The organism is Bradyrhizobium sp. Mp27 (genome assembly GCF_029953005.1).
GTDB lineage: Bacteria > Pseudomonadota > Alphaproteobacteria > Rhizobiales > Xanthobacteraceae > Bradyrhizobium > Bradyrhizobium barranii.
Map to the genome: position 1 here is coordinate 52,079 of NZ_JASAUS010000033.1, position 17,624 is coordinate 69,702.

A 17,624-nucleotide genomic window follows, 5' to 3' on the forward strand; every position below is an offset into this window, starting at 1 on the left:
GTTCCTGGGATCAAGAAGCGATCCTGACGTGTGCACGGCAACGATCGACATGATGACGAAATACGGCAGTCGCCTCTTTGACCAGGTCTTCGTGCGCAGCGAACCGATCCGCTGGCTGGTGGTGGGCGGCACGCTGCTGATCGCGGCCATCGCCATTGGCTCGGTCCTGATGGCGCAGAATTTCCGAGAGCGCGCACTGCGCAACAGCGGGCGCGAGCTGGAAAACACAGTCCTGCTGCTCGCTCATCATTTCGATCAGCAGTTGCAGGATTTCGCGGTCATCCAGAAGGATTTCGTCGACCACGTCCGCGCAACCGGCATCGCAAGCGCCGAGGACTATCGCAAACGCCTCTCCGGCCAGGACGTTCACCGGATGCTGCGCTCGAAGATCGAGGCGCTGCCCTATATGGGCGGCGTCAACATCATCGATGCCGAAGGCAATCTCATCAACTCCTCGACGGCATGGCCGGCCCCCAAAGTGAACGTCGCCGATCGCGCCTATTTTCGCACTTTCAAATACGATCCTTACTCGCCGAACGTGCTGATCGAGCCGGTGCACAGCCGCGTCTCCGGCGCCTGGACCATCCTGATCGTGCGCAAGATCGTGGGACCGAACGGCGAGTTCATGGGCGTGGTCGGACGCGGCATCGAACCGGCCAATTTCGAGAAGTTCTTCGCCTCCGTCGTGCTCGGCGAAGGCGCCACGATCTCGATGCTGCATCGCGACGGCACGCTGCTCGCTCGCTATCCCCATTCAAGCGAGCAGATGGGCAGGAATTTCAAGACCGGCCCGTTCGAGCAGCAGAGGATCTTCGGGCTCGATCACTTCGCCGGCCGCATCATGAGCCCCGTCGACGGAGAAGACCGTCTGATCTCCTCGCGCGCCCTGCCCCACTTCCCGATCCTGATGATGGCCACCACGACGCGCGCGGCGGCGCTGACGGACTGGCGCGAGCAGATCGGCATCCTGATCTCGGTTGCGGGCGCCTCCGCGCTCGCCATCGCGGGCGTGCTGATCGCGATCGTGCGCAAGCTGCTGGAGCAGCACCGCGCCTCCCGCGAGCGGCTGACGCTGGAGAAGCAGCGCCTCGACCGCGCCGTGAACAACATGACGCAGGGCCTGCTGCTGTTCGACGCCGAGCGGCGGCTGGTGATCTGCAACCAGCGCTACATCGAGATGTACGGCCTGTCAGCCGAGGTGGTGAAGCCCGGCTCCAGCTTCCACGACATCATTGCCCACCGCAAGGCGACCGGCTCGTTCAGTGGTGACATCGGCGACTATGTCGTCCGTGTGCTGCGCGACATCCATGTGCGCAACTCCATGGTGATCGACACCTCCGACGGGCGCTCGATCCACATCCTCAACGAGCCGCTCGCGGACGGCGGCTGGGTGGCGACCCACGAAGACATCACCGAGCGCCGGCGCATCGAGGAGCGCATCACCCACCTCGCCCATTACGACGCGCTGACCGACCTGCCCAACCGCACCATGTTCCACGAGCATCTGCGCGCGGAGCTCGCCGCCATCGCCGGTGGCGAAGAGATCGCGGTGCATTACATCGACATCGACGAGTTCAAGGGGGTCAACGACGCGCTCGGCCATCTCGTCGGCGACGAGCTGTTGAAATCGATCGCGACGAGCCTCAGCCGCTGCGTTGGTCCGGCGGACTTCGTGGCGCGGCTAGGCGGCGACGAATTCGCCATTGTGCAGAGCGCGGTGACGTCGCTGGAACAGGTCAACGAGCTCGTCGCGCGGGTCTTCCAGGCCATCCGCATGCCGTTCGACTGCATGGGCCATCATCTCACCGCGGATGCCAGTATCGGCATCGCGCTGGCGCCACGACACGGCGCCGCGCTGGACCAGATCCTGAAGAATGCGGACATGGCGATGTATGCCGCCAAGGCCGCCGGACGCCGCACCTATCGCTTCTTCGAGCCGGAGATGGACGCCAAGGTCCGCGAGCGGCGGCAGCTCGAGATCGATCTGCGCCACGCCATCGCCCAAGGTGGGCTCGAAGGCGGGCTCGAGGTCTACTACCAGCCCTGTCTCGCTCTGAAGGACGACCGCATCACCGGCTGCGAAGCGCTGGTACGCTGGCGCCATCCCGAGCGCGGTATGGTCTCACCCGCCGAGTTCATCCCGATCGCCGAAGACACCGGCCTGATCAACGAGATCGGTGAATGGGTGCTGGCCACCGCCTGCCGCGATGCCGCCAACTGGCCCGACGACATCCGCCTCGCCGTCAACGTCTCACCGGTTCAGTTCAAGAGCGGCACGCTGGCGCTGAAGATCATGGCGGCCCTTGCCGCCTCCAATTTGCCGGCGAGCCGGCTCGAGCTCGAGATCACCGAGGCCGTGCTGATCCGCGACGACGACACCGCGCTTGCGATCCTGCACCAACTCCGCGCCATCGGCGTACGGATCGCGCTCGACGATTTCGGCACCGGCTACTCCTCGCTGAGCTATCTGCACCGCTTCCCGTTCGACAAGATCAAGATCGACCGCTGCTTCGTCAGCGACATCGCCGGTCCCGACGGCTCCGCCAGCATCGTGCAGGCCGTCGTCAACCTGGCTGCCGCCCGCCGCATGACCACCACGGCCGAGGGCGTCGAGACCGAGGAGCAGCAGCGCTTGCTCCGCGCGCTCGGGTGCTCCGAGATGCAGGGCCATCTGTTCAGTGCCGCAAAACCGGCCGACAAGGTGCTGGAGCTGTTCGCGCTGCATCGCAGCCGCCTCGCCCAGCGCGGCGGCGAGGAAAGCCGGCGCCGCGAGGCAAGCTAGGGCGGTCTTCCCAACAATTGGAAGCGTCACCGCACGAATTCGCCCGGGAGCGGTCATCCGCTCCCGGGCGATATCTGGACGTCGTAAGGCTTAGTTCGGTACCGCCGCCTTCGGCGCAGGCTTGGCGGCGACCGCATTCGCGGTCACGCCGTGCAGGAAGTCGTAGGCCGCATGCAGGGCCTTGTCGTCCTTCTCTTCCGGCGGGACGTAGGACTGCGATCCGGTCTGCTCGGTGCCGTCGGCGGCCTGCAGATGGCCGCGCATCTGGGACTCCGCCATGGTATCCATGCGGCCCTTCAGCTCGGGCGGCACGTCCTGGAGAATCTCGATGTCGGGCGCGATGCCCTGGGCCTGGATCGAGCGGCCCGACGGCGTGTAGTAGCGCGCCGTGGTCAGCGCAAGCGCGCCATTGCCGGCGCCGAGCGGAATGATGGTCTGCACCGAGCCCTTGCCGAACGAGCGCGTGCCGATGATCGTGGCACGCTTGTGGTCATGCAGCGCGCCTGCGACGATCTCCGAGGCCGAAGCCGAGCCGCCATTGACCAGAATCACCAACGGCTTGCCCTTGGTGAGATCGCCGCCATGGGCGGTGAAGCGCTGGGTCTCTTCGGGATTGCGGCCGCGGGTCGAGACGACCTCGCCGCGCTGAAGGAAGGCACTCGACACCGAGACGGCCTGGTCGAGCAAGCCGCCCGGATTGTTGCGCAGGTCCATCACGTAGCCGACCAGCTTCTCCGGCGGGACCTCCTTGGAGATCGACGCGATCGCCTTCTTCAGGCCGTCGGTGGTCTGCTCATTGAACGAGGTGACGCGGATATAGCCGATGTCGCCGTTCTCGACGTGGAAGCGCACCGGACGCACATGGATGATCTCGCGCTTGATCGCGACGTCGAGCGGGGCGTCGGCGCCCTTGCGCACGATGGTGAGCTTGGTCTGGGTATCGACCGGCCCCTTCATCTTGTTGACGGCCTGCTCGAGCGTCATGCCCTGCACGGCATCGCCGTCGATCTTGCTGATGAGGTCGCCGGACATGATCCCGGCCTTGGACGCCGGCGTGTCGTCGATCGGCGAGACGACCTTGACCAGGCCGTCCTCCATCGTGACCTCGATGCCGAGCCCGCCGAACTCGCCGGAGGTGGTCTCCTGCATCTCGGTCCAGGCTTTGTCGTTCATGTAGCGTGAATGCGGATCGAGCGAGGTCACCATGCCGGTGATCGCGCCTTCGATCAGCTTGGAATTGTCGGGCTTCTCGACATAGCTCGCCTTCACCCGCTCGAACACTTCGCCGAACAGATTGAGCCGGGAATAGGCATCATCCGCGCTCGCTGCCGCCCGTGCCGCCCATACTCCACCGTGCGGGCTGGCGACCAGAAGGGTTAGACACGCTCCCGTGAGTGCGCCCAGGGGGAACAGCAGGTTTTTCCGCATGGATAGGCTGGCCTTCTTGCTTGGAGCTTGGGAGGCGCCATGCAAATGGCGATCCAGCCCGCTGTTCACAATACCATTCTGGTTTCTTCAAGGCCGGGACGCCACGCCGGCGGGTACATCGTAAAAATCCCTTCGCCCGGGCCTAAACTTTTGGCAACGTTCCGAAACCGTTTCGCGCAACGCGGGAATCGGCCGGCCGGCCGACGCTTCTCAGCTATGCGATTTTAGGATGGTTTTGGAGGGCCGGACACGATACGCGATGACAATAACGCTTCAAATTCTCGGGAGGACAACAATGAACGACGCGCCCCGCATCCGGCCGGAAAGGAACGTCGAACTCGGCGCCAGCGCCGAGCCATTCCAGAACCTGCACGAATTCATCCGCAAGGCGCGCGCCAACCTCAACCAGAACGCCTGGGACTATATCGTCGGCGCCGCCGAGACCGAGACCACGATGCGCCGCAACCGCATGGCGCTCGACGAGATCGCCTTCCGGCCGCGCGTGCTGCGCGACGTCCGCGAGGTCGACGGCTCGGTCGAGCTGTTCGGGCGCAGGATGCGGCTGCCGGTGGTGCTGGCCCCTGTCGGCGCACTGGAGATCTTCGATCCGGATGGCGCGGCGAGCGTCGCCCGCGCCTGCGGCACCTTCGGCGCGGCGCACATGCTGAGCTCGGTGTCCGAGCCCGGCCTGGAGAAGACCGCCGAGGCCGCCCCTGACGCGCTGCGGCTCTATCAACTCTATGTGCGCGGCGACGACGATTTCGTCGCCGATGTCGTCAGCCGGAGCGAGAAGAACGCCTACGCCGCCTTCTGCCTGACCGTTGACACCGCCCATTACAGCCGTCGCGAACGTGACATTGCCAAGCGCTATGTTCGCGAGAGCCGCCTGCGCGCCACCGGCGGCGATTACCAGAAGGGCCTGGAGTGGCGGACCGTGAAGATGATCAAGGACAAGTTCAAGATTCCGCTCATCCTGAAAGGCATCGCCACCGCCGAGGACGCCCAGATCGCGGTCGATCACGGCGTCGAGTGGATCTACGTCTCCAACCATGGCGGCCGCCAGCTCGATCACGGCCGCGGCGCCATGCATGTGCTGCCCGAGATCGTCGAGGCCGTTAAGGGACGCGCCAAGATCATGGTCGACGGCGGCTTCTGCCGCGGCACCGACATCGTCAAGGCGATCGCGGCGGGCGCTGACATGGTCGGCATCGGCCGGCTGCAATGCTGGGCATTGGCCGCAGCCGGCGAGGCCGGCGTGAGGCGAATGCTAGAGCTGCTCGAGGACGAGGTGCTGCGCTGCCTCGGCCTCTTGGGCGCCACCTCGTTCGCCGAGGTCAACAAGTCCTGCCTGCACCAGGCGACCGCAACGAATGCGCCGAGCGTATTCAGCGCGTTCCCGCTGTTCGACCACGACCCCTATCGATATTGAGTGAAAGGATGCAATGAGCTCGCTCTCTCCCGGCAGCGCGGACGCGCTCCTGTTCGATCTCGGGCGCGTCGTGCTCGACATCGATTTCTCCAAGGCGATCGCCTGCCGGGCGGGACATGCCGGCTGCAAGCCGGAAGCCATCGTCGCGCGTTATGTGCGGGACAGCGAAACCTACCGGCTGCACGAGGTCAGCAAGATCAGCGACGAGGCCTATTTTGACTCGCTGCGCGTCTCGCTCGGGATCGGCATCTCGGACGCGCAGTTCCTGGAGGGCTGGAACGCGATCTTCGCCGGCGAGATGCCCGATATCGCGGAGCTCCTGCCGCGTGCGGCAAAGCAGTTGCCGCTCTACGCCTTCTCCAACACCAACCGGCCGCATGTGGACCACTTCTCGAAGGAATATGCCGGCCTGCTCGGCCATTTCCGCGAGTTGTATCTGTCGTCCAGCATCGGCCTGCGCAAACCGGATGTGGAGGCCTTCGACCATGTCGTGGCCGCGATCGGCGTGCCCGCCAACCGTATCGTGTTCTTCGACGATCTTGCCGAGAACATCGAAGGAGCGCGGTCGCGCGGCCTGACCACGGTCCACGTGACCTCGCCCCGCGACGTCGGGAACGACCTCAAGGCGCTCGGAATCTGATCTCTGGCCGGCAAGTCGAGGGCCGCGAATGGAACTATTTTGCCCGGGGACGAGGAACCAAAACCCTTTGTGCATTTTTATACGGAGTTCCCGGAACGATTGCCCCTCTCAGGACTCATGAGTCCGTTGGGAATTCTACATCGGGCTTATCGTCGTGTTGGGCAAAACCTACCTCACCAAGCAGGCCTCTCTGCTGATGAAATTCGCCAGGACCACATCGGATTCTGAGCTTTCCGCCAAGCTGATCAGCAAGGCCGCCGACCTGAAATCCCAGGCCGACCCGCTGCCTGACAAGGATCAGGGCCCCGCAGCGCCGGACGTCAGTCCGTACAAGCCGTCGGGGAGTTGACCGATGCTGGCCGTGGCTCTCGTCTTTCTCGTCCTCGCCATGGCCATCCTCGTACCGGTCTGTCTCGCCTTCTGGATCATGCCGCGGCGGACGTGATGCGCCCCCTTCATCGCAGAGCGGATGACGCAGGATAAATCATCCTGCGCGGCCACTGTTTTGCCTCTGCGCCTGCACTCGGCTAGAACTCTCGCCGCCGATTTGCCCGAACGGGCCCAGCAGGAGTTTTCACCCGTGGCCCTGATGCCGGTTTCCGACGCGCTCGCCGCGGTGCTGGCGGGCGCAGAGCCGCTGCCTGAAGAGATGATCGCGCTCGACGCAGCCTTCCACCGCGTGCTCGCGCGCGACGTCGCCGCGCGGCGCACGCAGCCGCCGCAGGCGATGTCGGCAATGGACGGCTATGCGGTGCGCGCGGTCGATGCGGCGAAGATCAACTCCCAGCTCACCCTGATCGGCGAGGTCGCGGCGGGCCGCCCGTTTGCGGGATCGGTCGGCGCCGGCGAGGCCGTGCGTATCTTCACCGGCGGTGTCGTTCCCGATGGCGCTGATGCGGTCGTGATCCAGGAGGACACGATCGCGGACAGCAAGCGCATCACCATCAAGGAAGCCGCCGTAACGGGGCGGCACATCCGCCCCGCCGGCGTCGACTTCTCGGAAGGCGACGTGCTGCTGCGCAAGGGAGCCCGGCTCTCCGAGCGCGACCTCGCGCTCGCCGCCGGCATGAATTACCCGCAACTGCCAGTCCGGCGACGCCCGAAGGTCGCGATCCTCGCGACCGGCGACGAGTTGGTGATGCCGGGCACCACGCCCGGTCCCGGCCAGATCGTCTATTCCAACGGCTACGCCCTGCACGCGCTCGCCCGCAGCGAGGGCGCCGATACCATCGACCTCGGCGTTGCCGCCGATACGCTTGAGGCCACCACGGCCGGCATCGGCCGCGCGCGGGAGAGTGGCGCCGACATCCTGATCACGACCGGCGGCGCCTCTGTCGGCGACCACGATCTGGTCCAGCAGGCGCTGAGGGACGAAGGTATCTCGATGGCGTTCTGGAAGATCGCGATGCGGCCAGGCAAGCCCATGATGAACGGGCGGCTCGGCGCGATGCGCGTGATCGGCCTGCCTGGCAATCCCGTGTCATCCTACGTTTGCGGCTTCCTGTTCATGGTGCCGTTGATTCGCGCGCTTTCGGGCCGTTCGATGATTCATCACCGCCGCGAACGCGCGGTGCTCGGCCGCGATGTCGGCGCCAACGACCAGCGCGAGGATTATCTGCGCGCGCGCCTCGAGCTGCGCGACGACGGCACGCTCCTCGCCCTTCCGGTCAATCACCAGGATTCCTCGCTGCTTGCGAATCTCGCTGCGGCACAGGCACTTCTCGTGCGCGCGCCATTCGCGCCGAAGGCTGAAGCCGGCACGCCTTGCGAGGTCTTGCGGCTGCCCGTCTGAGCGCTTCGTTCGCGTGCGTTCCGCGAACTTTGTCGCGTTCACGGTAAATTAAGCAGTTGCGGAACATGTATCGAACATATAGTGTCCGTTCATGATTTGTTTCGAGAATGTAGCGGCTTACTGCTGAATTCAGCGTCTCGGAATCGAACGACATCAACCGGGGGATTTTGGTCGAGATGTTAACGCGCAAACAATACGAGCTCCTGCGGTTCATCAGCGAACGGCTGAAGGAAAGCGGCGTGCCGCCCTCCTTCGATGAGATGAAGGACGCGCTCGACCTGCGGTCGAAATCGGGCATCCATCGCCTGATCACTGCGCTCGAGGAGCGCGGCTTCATCCGGCGCCTGCCCAACCGGGCCCGCGCCATCGAGGTGATCAAGCTGCCCGAGCTTCAGGCCGCTGCCGGCAGCCGCCGTGGCTTCACGCCGAGCGTCATCGAAGGCAATCTCGGCAAGGTCCGCACGACTTCGAGCCCGCCGGCGGACGAGGGCGAGCGCCCCGTCGCGGTCCCCGTGATGGGCCGCATCGCGGCCGGTACGCCGATCGAGGCCTTGCAGACCCGCAGCCACACCATCAGCGTACCGCCTGACATGCTCGGCTCGGGCGAACATTACGCGCTCGAAGTGCGCGGCGATTCCATGGTCGAGGCCGGCATTCTCGACGGCGACATGGCGCTGATCCAGCGCAACGAGAGCGCCGATACCGGCGATATCGTGGTGGCGCTGATCGACGACGAGGAAGCAACCCTGAAGCGCTTCCGCCGCCGCGGCGCCTCGATCGCGCTCGAGCCCGCCAATGCGGCCTATGAGGTCCGCATCCTGCCGCCCAACCGGGTGAAGATCCAGGGCAAGCTGATCGGGCTGTACCGGAAGTACTGATACCGGACGTGCCGGTATCCGTCATTTCGCGCCCCGCGCGCTTTCGATCGGCATCGCCGATCCGAGATTGGAGCGGACGATTGTCCGCTTCCGCTGGATAGTCTTTCTGGTTTCGCGCAGATTATCCGGCCCCTCCTCCAGCGGTAAATCCTCGGCACGCCGCACGAAGCAGCCCTGCTTCGCGGCCTTCAGGTTCGAGGAGAAGTCATGCGCCGGATCGTTCTGAGCACAGTTGCTGTGGCGCTGATCGCAGCATCAGCGTCGCAAGCCTTGGCCGCGCAAGCCTTGGCCGCGCAATCCCGGCCCCATGTCCGCAAGGACACCGCCGTAAGCGAGCAAGTCCGCAAGGCCCGCGACGCCGTCGACCGACCGTCGCGGCCGGCTTGGCAATATTCCGGCTGGTCGGCGCCTGCGGGGCGCTGACACGCGCCTGCAGAATGCAAAGGGGCGGCCTTTGTTCCTGGCGGTTTCGGGAAAGTTAATGTGATTGCGGCCTGCGGCGGCGAGCCGTAGATTTGCCTACAACCGGGCAGAACCTTTCCTATTTCCACTCTGATAGAGGCCTGCGCCTCGATTAAGAGACGTGGGTCGCTATCCCTGCATGAGGAGCACCCGATGTGTGACTACAGCCTGCATGCCGTCGCGTCGCGTCCCGCCGAAGTCGGCGAGACGATCGTCACGACAACCTTCCGCGGCACCTCGACGCGCGGCTTTGCCTCCGCAGCCGATCCGACCGTCGCGGTCTGCCTGCTCCCGGGAACGGAGCTCGCCTTCGCCGACAACGTCCGCTACGACAATCGCTGGATCTGGACGCGCACCGTCAATTCGCGCGTCGGCAAGTTCGGCAAGATCGATCCGCACATTCCCGATCGCCATCATGATGCGATCGAATTCCCCGACGGCAAATCCGTGCTGGTGACGCAGCTGGTCGAAGGCCAGCGCGCGACCGTGCTGCAACTACCGGTGACTCAGCCGCTCGGCGAGCGCGAGCACAAGCCGCAGATCATCACCGACAGCCGGCCGACCATCACCCGCCTGCCGATCGGCTGACATCGCCATTTCCGACCGGCAGGTCGGGCCAGGATTGAAAATCGCCATCGCCGGCCGAGGCCGGCGAGATGGTGGTGTTCGTGCCCCGCGAAACGCCATCGGGCGGACCACGCCGTTGCGCCTCCCACCGCACGAAGTTTGCGCTGCCCTGCCTGAATTTTGAACGTCCGTTCCGCAGCCAAATGGCCGATGCTTGGTGCGGCTTGAGACGGCGGACACGTTCGATGAAGACCTTCATTCGCGTCGTTGAACTCTGGGTGCCTGACCGCACGCGCATGCGGCTGGAATTCGGCGGCGGCCTCTACGGCGAAGGGTTGTCCGCGTTCAAGGCCGTGAGCGAAGATCTGCGCTTCGGATATGACGAGGGGCTTCCCGGCAAGGCCTGGGCCAGCGGCCACCCCGTGATCCTCACCAGATTTGCCGATTCCTATTTCAAACGGACCGATCAGGCCGTCGCCGCCGGGCTGACCTGCGGCGTGGCGGTGCCGGTGTTTTCAGGCGAATTCCTGCAAGCCGTCATGGTGCTGTTCTGCGGCGACGACGAGGCCCATGTCGGCGCGATCGAGCTCTGGCACAACGATGCCGAAACCTCCCACGAGATGGGGCTCGTCGACGGCTATTACGGCACCGCCGACATGTTCGAATTCAACTCCCGCCACACCAGATTTCCGCGTGGCTTCGGCCTGCCCGGCCGCATCTGGAAAGCCGGCCTGCCGCTGATCATCAAGGACCTACACGATGCCAGGAGTTTTCTGCGCTGGGAGGACGCCGCCAAAGTCGGAATCAATCTCGGCGTCGGCGTTCCCTACCGGACCGGCACCGATCAGACCTGGGTGCTGACATTCCTCTCCGCGCAGGCGACCCCGATTGCGCGACGCTTCGAGATCTGGATCCCGGACGAGGCCCGTTCGGCGCTGGTCTTCCGCGCCGGCGATTGCAGCGCGCAGACCGACCTCTCCGCACTCTATGCGACGAAATCCATCGCCAAAGGCGAAGGCAGCATCGGCGGGGCCTGGGCCACCGGCATGCCCGCGCTCAACGACGATCTCGCGCGTGACGTCTCGGTCGCAGCTTTGCAGGCCAGCGCCTCTGGACTGAGCCAGATGGTCGTCCTGCCGGTGATCGGCAACGCCAGGCTCGACGCCGTGCTGGCCTGGTATCTGTAACCCGTCCGCTCAATCCTCGGCCTGCAGGTCGGCTTCCGATGGCGTCGCGGTTGCGGGGAGCCGCCGCCTGCGGCGCAAGGCTCGCGCCGAAATCCGCCTCGCCGGCGGCGGCCGGGGACCACGGACGGTCTGCCCCCCTTGCCTTCGCCGCCTGAACCGCAAAGCCGTCGCCGCTTCGCGTCAGCGCCAGCGCGCCCTGCCTTGCGAGACGCTGACGGTCGACAACCATCGCCGCGCAATCCGGCGGCGCCGGCCGCGCCGTCACCACCAGCGCGGCACGGCTGCAATCGTCAGCCAGTGAATCGATGCGCAAGGCCAGCGCGACCAGGCGCCCGTCGGCGAGCGGCGTCACGCAGCCGGCTTCGTCGCACGACACGCCGGCGGCCAGTGAGGCACTGCCGGCATCGCGCGGATCGGCGTCGGCGGCGAGCCATTCCTTCAGAAGAAAACTGTCCTTGCTCGACCTGATGAGTTGCAGGCGCGACGCTCTGGCCGTCACCGGCGATCAGCACATCGGGCTGCCGCGCGCACAGTCCCCAGGGGATCGCGGCCAGCAACACCACCGCGCCGGCCCAGCGCAACGGCGTGCGCAACAAACCCATCACGATGATCCCCAAGCTTGCAGCGATCAGCGGTGCGATGCCGAAAGCCGAGATGCGGCCGACCGCGCCCGGCAAAGCGGCCACCCAGCGCGACACCGCAACCATCCAGTCGATGCCGATCCCCATCAGCCACCAGAACGGACCATCAAGTCCGAACGGCGCTGCAATCAAGCCCAGCAGGCCCGCGGGCATCACCAGAGCCGAAACCACCGGCATCGCCCCGAGGTTGGCGAGCACGCCGAACGGGGTGACGCGGTGGAAGTGGAAGGCGGCATAGGGCGTGGTCGCGAGCCCCGCGATCAGCGAGGCCAGGAACAGCATCGCGATTTCGCGTCCGCCCCACATTGCAATCCGCGCGGTCGCGGAATGATCGGGCGACGCAAACAGGTTCGGCATGCCGATCTGCACCAGCGCCACCAGTCCGAGCGTCGCGGCGAAGGACATTTGAAAACTCGGATGCACAAGTGCTTCCGGTGCGACCGCGAGCACGATCAGCGCGGCCACCGCCAGCGTGCGGAAGGTGATGGCACGGCGATCGACCATGACCGCGATCAACACCACCGCCGTCATGAAGAACGAGCGTTGCGTGGCGACCTCCGCACCCGACAGCAGTAGATAGAACGCGGCTGCGACCAGCGCGGCGGCCGCCGACCATTTCTTGATGGCAAAGCCGGCCGCCATTCCAGGGATCAGCGCCAGCAGCGCGCGCACCGCGAAGAAGACCACGCCGGCGACGACCGCCATGTGATAGCCGGAAATCGAGAGCACATGTCCGAGCCCCGAGATGAACATGGCGTCGTTGACGGGCGTGGTAATCGCATCGCGCCGGCCCGTGAGCAGCGCGGTCGCAATCGCCCGGTTGTCGCCCTCGAGCGTGGCGCGGATGCGCGCGTCGATCGCATCGCGCAGACCCTGCATGAAGGCGGCATAACGCAGCCGCAAGCCACCGGCATCCGGCGGCACCGACGCCGCAATCGTGCCCATCACGAAGCCGGAGGCGCCGATGCCCTGGAAGAACATGTCGCGCGAAAAATCATAGCTGCCGGGGCGCACCGGCGACAACGGCGGCAACAGCCGCGCCTTCAACTGCACGAAGCTGCCGACCTCGGGCGAAGTCCCCTTGCGCACGGAGAGGCGCACGCGTTCGAGCTTGACGTCGCTGCGCTGCGCCTCCATCGCGGTGACGCGCAGCACGAAACGGTCGGTGCGCTCACGGATGTCGCGGGTCTCGACGAAGCCCGACAGCGAGACGGAATAGAGCGGCTTTGCCAGCACCGTGTGCGCGATCCGCGCCGTCTTCCAGGTCGCCGTGGCAAGACCGGCCGCGACCGCCGCGATCATGATCGCCGGCGCAAACAACCGGCTCCGCCGCAACAGCACGGCGCCAAGCATGAGTGCGATGGCCGTCGCGGCAGCGCCCCACAGCACCGGTTCATGATCGGCGGCAAAGTAGAGCGCGATGCCGCCACCGAACGCGACCGGCACCCACGGCAACAATCGCCCGGCGCCGGCCTCGGCGCGCGCCCATTCGCGCAGGGTCTCGGCGAGCGACGTCCACAGGTCGAACCCTGCCGGCACGAGGCCGCCCGCGGAGGCAGCTCGGCCGACGGGCCAAGTCCCCGCGATCCAAGTCCCCGCGATCCCCTGGGACCGAACTGGCCGGCCCGGCTCCGCCATTCCCTGCACCTTACGATACGCGACAGGCCAAGAGGCTACCGGAACGTGCAGGCAGGCGAATAGCGGTACGGATCAGGAACGGAGTGAAGGTCCCCCTACTTTTCCTCTTCCATCGTCACGGCGACGTCCGCCTTGGCCGAGAGCCGAACCTTGTTGCCCTCGACACCGGCGACGAGGCCCTTGTCGATGAAGTGATGGTGGCCCTTGTGGCTGCCCTCGCCGCTGTCCTTCTTGGTCAGCTTGATGCGATGGCCCTCGACCTTGTCGACCGTGCCGATGTGGACGCCATCGGCGCCGATGACTTCCATATGCTCTGCGATGTTCTGCATGGTGAGATCCTTGTTGGGGACCCACACAACGCCTGAGAGGCCTTTCCGTTCGTTCGTGACAAAACCGCCCGGCGCGATGGGCGACCGTTCCATCTCGGGACGGGTCGCTCGGTTCAGGTCGATTGAGCCGAAAGTCTCATAAGACGCCAGCCCCGGCGGGATTACATTGCTTCTACGCCTCCCCGGCAGACGGGCAGGTCGTGATAGCTCGCGGTACCGAAGAGACCGCTGGAGCTCTTTCTCAGGTGGCTCAAGCGTCCCTGAGACCAGGCGTTGCGGACGCAACTCGCAATTCTCGCCTGTAGCGTTCGCGCACCAAGCGTACTCCACGAGCGAATGGGCGCTGAAAGGCGCCAGGAGTAGCGTTTGAATTTGATAGGAGCAGCACATGGCAGTTCAAGTACCGAGCGATTTTCGCCGCGTGATTGTTGCTGCATCGGTGGGAAACGTCATCGAATGGTATGATTTCTATATCTTTGGCAGCCTGGCCGCAGTTCTGTCGGTCAAGTTCTTCGAGCAGTCCCACCCGGTTGCAGCCCTCCTCAGCACGATCGCGCTGTTCACTGCAGGCTTCCTGATACGTCCGCTGGGAGCTTTCCTCTTTGGATGGATGGGCGACCGGGTCGGGCGAAAATATACGTTCCTCATCACGCTGAGCGGAATGGGACTGGGTACGGGGGCAATCGGGTTGATCCCGACCTACCAGTCCATCGGTCTGACGGCGGCGTTCCTTCTATTCGGCTTGCGCATGATCCAGGGTCTGTGTCTGGGCGGCGAATATGGCGGCGCCATCACCTATGTCGCGGAGCATGTTCCGGACGAGAAGCGCGGCTACTACACCGGCTGGCTGCAGACCTCGCCAACTCTCGGCATCGTGGTGTCCCTGGCCGTGATCATCCTGACACGGACCTGGTTCGGCAATCAGGCCTTCGACGAATGGGCGTGGCGCGTCCCGTTCCTGGTGTCCTTCCTGCTGGTGGCCATCGCGATCTATATCCGCCTCCAGCTCCAGGAGACGCCGATCTTCCAGGAGATCAAGGCCCGCGGACAGATGACGAGGAATCCGTGGAAGGAGGCCTTCCTCAGTTCGAACATCAAATACATCGGGATCGCCGTCGTGGTCCTGATCGGACAGGGCGTGGTCTGGTACAGTGGTCAATTCTGGGCGCTGTACTTTCTGCAGCAGGTCTCCAAGGTGGACCCGCTGACCTCGGCCTACATCGTGGGAGCCGCGCTGCTCATTGCAACGCCGAGCCTGATCTTCTTTGGCTGGCTGTCGGATCAGATCGGCCGCAAGCCGGTGATCCTCGGAGGCATGCTGCTCGCCGCGATCACGTACTATCCGCTGTATCTGTGGCTGGGATCGGTCACGCAGCCCGGAAACATCAACTATCCGACCGCGATCTTCATCATCTTCATCCTCGTTTGCTATGTCGGGATGGTGTACGGGCCGGTCGGCGCGTTTCTGGCGGAATTCTTCCCCGCCAGGATCAGGTACACGTCGGTCTCCGTGCCGTACCACATCGGCAACGGTTGGGGTGGCGGATTGGTGCCGTTCATCACCTCGGCGGCATTCGCCGCGACCGGCAGCATCGGCTACGCACTGATCTACCCGATCGTGGTCCCCGCGGTGTGCTTCGTGCTCGCTGTCTTCCTGATGCCGGAAACGCGCAAGATCAGCATCTGGCAACCGATCGAGCCCAGAGTAGCGTCGTAAGGTAATCACCTCTCCTCCGGCCGCCAGCCGATGGCGGTCGGAGAGGAGCCGGCAACCTCTCGTCTCAGCCGGCGCGGTGAGGCCAGTGATCGTGCCACCAGGTACCGAAGTCGTGATCGGTCATCAATTCCCAGACCGCGAGCAAGATCACCAATAGGCCCGACACTACGCTGCTGATCGTGGCCGATACGGGCTCATAGCCAATGGACCAAGGCGCCAGCACCAGAGCCAAACCCAGCAGCATTTCGCCCCACTCTTCCAGGTAGGACGGGATGACAAAGGCTTCCACGGCAAACAGCATGACGCCGAGCCCGAGTGCGATGGTGATCCAGACAGCAGCCCCGGATAAGCCGAGGACAAAGGACGACAGGACCAGCCACACGCCCACCAACAGGCTACCAGCGTCTTGCCAATGTTGGATGCGCATGATGCTCACCTCCCTTCTCGTATAGATGTGGGGGCGCGCCAATGAAGAACCATCCTCCGGCCTGCGCTGTGTTGCCGCGACCAGGAGCCGGCGCCCCATCCGGGCGCCCATGCCCCGGAAAGGGCCCTTGCAAGTGCGGCGCACCAGGATGCAGACTATCGGCGCTTGACAGGTGTCAATGTCTGCCGTTCTAGGCCCACCCGGTTCGCGCCCAGAACAAGAGGGAGATGACGCCATGCGAGAAATGGAAATCCACGACTATGCGCGGCAGTTGCTGGAAGCCCATGGCCCCAAGGCCATTGCCGAAGCGGCTCAAAACGCCATCGACCTCGAGCAGAACGGCGAGCTCGAATTGGCCAAAACCTGGCGCCACATCGAAGACGCGATGAAGCTGATGCGCGGGCCACATCAAAGCTGACTGCCGTCGCGCGAAGCTCGCCTGACTGCGGCGACAACGCCGAAGGTGGACCACAGTCCGTCGCGAGCCGCCAGGTTGCGGCCGAACGGCTACGCGATCTCGGGACGCTGACCTGGGAGCGAAGCCATGGTTGCGAAATGTACGACAGCCGAAGACCTCGTGAAGGTGATCGCGGACGAGAAAGTCCAGATGATCGATTTGCGGTTCACCGACCTGCCGGGGGTGTGGCAACATTTTTCCGTCCCGCCGAGCGCGGTGAATGCCGATGCACTCAATGAAGGCATTGGATTCGATGGCTCATCGATCCGAGGCTTCCAGGAGATCCAGGAAAGCGACATGCTGGTCGTCGCCGATCCGACGACGGCATTCGTCGACCCCTATAGTCCGGCCAAAACGCTGGTTCTCATCTGCAACATCCGCGACCCCGTGACCGGCCAGTCCTATAGCCGGGATGCCCGCTACATCGCCCAGAAAGCCGAAATCTACCTCAAGGGCACCGGGCGCGCCGATACGAGCTATTTCGGCCCGGAAGCGGAGTTCTTCGTCTTCGACGAGGTGCGCTACGCACAGGGCATCAACTACGCCATGCACGCAGTCGACTCCAGCGAAGGCAGCTGGAACACCGGCTCTGAGGAAGGGCCGAACCTCGGCCACAAACCGCGCCCGAAGGAGGGATACTTTCCCGTTCCCCCGACCGACAGCATGCAGGCGCTACGCACCGAAATGGTGCTGACCATGGAAGCTCTGGGGATCCAGATCGAGGCCCATCATCATGAAGTCGCAACCGGCGGCCAAAACGAGATCGACATGCGCTTCACCACCCTCACCCGCATGGCCGACAACCTGATGATCTACAAATACGTGGTGAAGAACACCGCGCATCAGCACGGCAAGACCGCGACATTCATGCCGAAGCCGCTGTTCGAGGACAACGCTTCGGGCATGCACGTTCACCAATCGCTCTGGAAGGGTGAGACCAATCTGTTCTACGACAAAAGTGACTACGCAGAGTTGAGCCAGCTCGGCCGCTACTACATCGGCGGGCTATTGAGCCACGCCTGGGCGTTGTGCGGGCTTTGCGCCCCCACGACGAATTCCTATCGGCGTCTGGTGCCGGGCTATGAAGCTCCGATCAACCTCGTCTACTCCCAGCGCAATCGCTCCGCCTGCTGCCGGATTCCCCCGCGGGTCACTTCAAATTCCTCCGGGTGTGGTCAGTCAAATTCCTCCACCCGCGAGGCAGGACAAGGGACTGTTAGTTTGAGTTTGTTTCCCGGGCAAGAGCTTCA

16 protein-coding genes and 1 pseudogene are annotated in these 17,624 nt (G+C 64.6%); 12 read left to right on the top strand and 5 right to left on the bottom strand.

Features of this window, described 5'->3' with window-relative positions; genetic code table 11:
* The first annotated feature begins 49 nt into the window (after positions 1–49).
* Positions 50–2,782: an EAL domain-containing protein gene (locus tag QJT78_RS18795; RefSeq protein ID WP_038943053.1), complete on the top strand. Its 2,733-nt coding sequence runs from the start codon at positions 50–52 to the stop codon at positions 2,780–2,782.
* Between the two features lie 90 nt (positions 2,783–2,872).
* Here QJT78_RS18795 and QJT78_RS18800 read toward each other — a convergent pair whose 3' ends face one another.
* Positions 2,873–4,210 (bottom strand): S41 family peptidase, encoded by a 1,338-nt coding sequence (locus QJT78_RS18800; RefSeq protein WP_028149630.1) that lies wholly within the window; start codon positions 4,208–4,210, stop codon positions 2,873–2,875.
* A gap of 295 nt (positions 4,211–4,505) precedes the next feature.
* On the opposite strand from QJT78_RS18800, the gene QJT78_RS18805 reads away from it, so the two are divergent.
* The 7 genes from QJT78_RS18805 (at position 4,506) to QJT78_RS18835 (ending at position 9,999) form a co-directional block, all read left to right on the top strand.
* Positions 4,506–5,639 (top strand): alpha-hydroxy acid oxidase, encoded by a 1,134-nt coding sequence (locus QJT78_RS18805; RefSeq protein ID WP_038943051.1) that lies wholly within the window; start codon positions 4,506–4,508, stop codon positions 5,637–5,639.
* Positions 5,640–5,652: 13 nt separating this feature from the next.
* A complete protein-coding gene (locus QJT78_RS18810) occupies positions 5,653–6,279 on the top strand; it encodes an HAD family phosphatase (protein WP_028149632.1) in 627 nt (208 codons plus the stop codon).
* 154 nt (positions 6,280–6,433) lie between these two features.
* Positions 6,434–6,628 carry a hypothetical protein gene (locus QJT78_RS18815; RefSeq protein ID WP_028149633.1) on the top strand — a complete coding sequence of 65 codons (195 nt, stop codon included), beginning with the start codon at positions 6,434–6,436 and terminating at the stop codon, positions 6,626–6,628.
* A gap of 231 nt (positions 6,629–6,859) precedes the next feature.
* Positions 6,860–8,071 carry a gephyrin-like molybdotransferase Glp gene (gene glp, locus QJT78_RS18820; RefSeq protein WP_028149634.1) on the top strand — a complete coding sequence of 404 codons (1,212 nt, stop codon included), beginning with the start codon at positions 6,860–6,862 and terminating at the stop codon, positions 8,069–8,071.
* A gap of 176 nt (positions 8,072–8,247) precedes the next feature.
* The gene (gene lexA, locus QJT78_RS18825) at positions 8,248–8,949 is read left to right on the top strand and encodes a transcriptional repressor LexA (protein ID WP_014494969.1); all 702 of its coding nucleotides are present in this window, start codon (positions 8,248–8,250) and stop codon (positions 8,947–8,949) included.
* A 207-nt stretch (positions 8,950–9,156) separates the two neighbouring features.
* Complete coding sequence (locus tag QJT78_RS18830) at positions 9,157–9,372, top strand: hypothetical protein (protein ID WP_028149635.1); 216 nt, start codon at positions 9,157–9,159, stop codon at positions 9,370–9,372.
* A gap of 192 nt (positions 9,373–9,564) precedes the next feature.
* A complete protein-coding gene (locus QJT78_RS18835; protein ID WP_028149636.1) occupies positions 9,565–9,999 on the top strand; it encodes a hypothetical protein in 435 nt (144 codons plus the stop codon).
* Here QJT78_RS18835 and QJT78_RS18840 read toward each other — a convergent pair.
* A complete protein-coding gene (locus tag QJT78_RS18840) occupies positions 9,977–10,237 on the bottom strand; it encodes a hypothetical protein (protein ID WP_028149637.1) in 261 nt (86 codons plus the stop codon). The genes QJT78_RS18835 and QJT78_RS18840 overlap by 23 nt on opposite strands.
* Between QJT78_RS18840 and QJT78_RS18845 the strand changes: the two genes are divergently transcribed.
* Positions 10,224–11,165 carry a GAF domain-containing protein gene (locus QJT78_RS18845; RefSeq protein ID WP_028149638.1) on the top strand — a complete coding sequence of 314 codons (942 nt, stop codon included), beginning with the start codon at positions 10,224–10,226 and terminating at the stop codon, positions 11,163–11,165. The two genes, QJT78_RS18840 and QJT78_RS18845, sit on opposite strands and share 14 nt — an antisense overlap.
* 9 nt (positions 11,166–11,174) lie before the next feature.
* Here QJT78_RS18845 and QJT78_RS18850 read toward each other — a convergent pair.
* Together QJT78_RS18850 and QJT78_RS18855 are read right to left on the bottom strand one after the other, a co-directional pair.
* A pseudogene (locus QJT78_RS18850) lies at positions 11,175–13,444 on the bottom strand (ComEC/Rec2 family competence protein).
* 95 nt (positions 13,445–13,539) lie between these two features.
* Complete coding sequence (locus QJT78_RS18855) at positions 13,540–13,773, bottom strand: DUF2171 domain-containing protein (RefSeq protein WP_028149639.1); 234 nt, start codon at positions 13,771–13,773, stop codon at positions 13,540–13,542.
* A 388-nt stretch (positions 13,774–14,161) separates the two neighbouring features.
* Between QJT78_RS18855 and QJT78_RS18860 the strand changes: the two genes are divergently transcribed.
* Positions 14,162–15,490 carry an MFS transporter gene (locus QJT78_RS18860; protein ID WP_028149640.1) on the top strand — a complete coding sequence of 443 codons (1,329 nt, stop codon included), beginning with the start codon at positions 14,162–14,164 and terminating at the stop codon, positions 15,488–15,490.
* 64 nt (positions 15,491–15,554) lie between these two features.
* Here QJT78_RS18860 and QJT78_RS18865 read toward each other — a convergent pair whose 3' ends face one another.
* Positions 15,555–15,917, bottom strand: a complete 363-nt coding sequence (locus QJT78_RS18865) for an SPW repeat protein (protein ID WP_038943046.1) — start codon at positions 15,915–15,917, stop codon at positions 15,555–15,557.
* A gap of 235 nt (positions 15,918–16,152) precedes the next feature.
* Here QJT78_RS18865 and QJT78_RS18870 point away from each other — a divergent pair, with 235 nt between their 5' ends.
* Both QJT78_RS18870 and glnA read left to right on the top strand, forming a co-directional pair.
* A complete protein-coding gene (locus QJT78_RS18870; RefSeq protein ID WP_028149642.1) occupies positions 16,153–16,335 on the top strand; it encodes a hypothetical protein in 183 nt (60 codons plus the stop codon).
* Positions 16,336–16,461: 126 nt separating this feature from the next.
* The coding region (gene glnA / locus QJT78_RS18875; RefSeq protein WP_281460274.1) for a type I glutamate--ammonia ligase at positions 16,462–17,624 on the top strand (1,163 nt) is incomplete at its 3' end.

What these genes read in the sequence shown, in the direction of transcription:
- QJT78_RS18835 (WP_028149636.1), top strand. Translation starts at nt 9,565, where the DNA reads ATGTGTGACTACAGCCTGCATGCCGTCGCGTCGCGTCCCGCCGAAGTC.
- QJT78_RS18805 (WP_038943051.1), top strand. Translation starts at nt 4,506, where the DNA reads ATGAACGACGCGCCCCGCATCCGGCCGGAAAGGAACGTCGAACTCGGC.
- QJT78_RS18830 (WP_028149635.1), top strand. Translation starts at nt 9,157, where the DNA reads ATGCGCCGGATCGTTCTGAGCACAGTTGCTGTGGCGCTGATCGCAGCA.
- QJT78_RS18865 (WP_038943046.1), bottom strand. Translation starts at nt 15,917, where the DNA reads ATGCGCATCCAACATTGGCAAGACGCTGGTAGCCTGTTGGTGGGCGTG.
- QJT78_RS18870 (WP_028149642.1), top strand. Translation starts at nt 16,153, where the DNA reads ATGCGAGAAATGGAAATCCACGACTATGCGCGGCAGTTGCTGGAAGCC.
- QJT78_RS18795 (WP_038943053.1), top strand. Translation starts at nt 50, where the DNA reads ATGATGACGAAATACGGCAGTCGCCTCTTTGACCAGGTCTTCGTGCGC.
- QJT78_RS18855 (WP_028149639.1), bottom strand. Translation starts at nt 13,773, where the DNA reads ATGCAGAACATCGCAGAGCATATGGAAGTCATCGGCGCCGATGGCGTC.
- lexA (WP_014494969.1), top strand. Translation starts at nt 8,248, where the DNA reads ATGTTAACGCGCAAACAATACGAGCTCCTGCGGTTCATCAGCGAACGG.
- QJT78_RS18800 (WP_028149630.1), bottom strand. Translation starts at nt 4,210, where the DNA reads ATGCGGAAAAACCTGCTGTTCCCCCTGGGCGCACTCACGGGAGCGTGT.
- QJT78_RS18845 (WP_028149638.1), top strand. Translation starts at nt 10,224, where the DNA reads ATGAAGACCTTCATTCGCGTCGTTGAACTCTGGGTGCCTGACCGCACG.
- QJT78_RS18840 (WP_028149637.1), bottom strand. Translation starts at nt 10,237, where the DNA reads ATGAAGGTCTTCATCGAACGTGTCCGCCGTCTCAAGCCGCACCAAGCA.
- QJT78_RS18860 (WP_028149640.1), top strand. Translation starts at nt 14,162, where the DNA reads ATGGCAGTTCAAGTACCGAGCGATTTTCGCCGCGTGATTGTTGCTGCA.
- QJT78_RS18810 (WP_028149632.1), top strand. Translation starts at nt 5,653, where the DNA reads ATGAGCTCGCTCTCTCCCGGCAGCGCGGACGCGCTCCTGTTCGATCTC.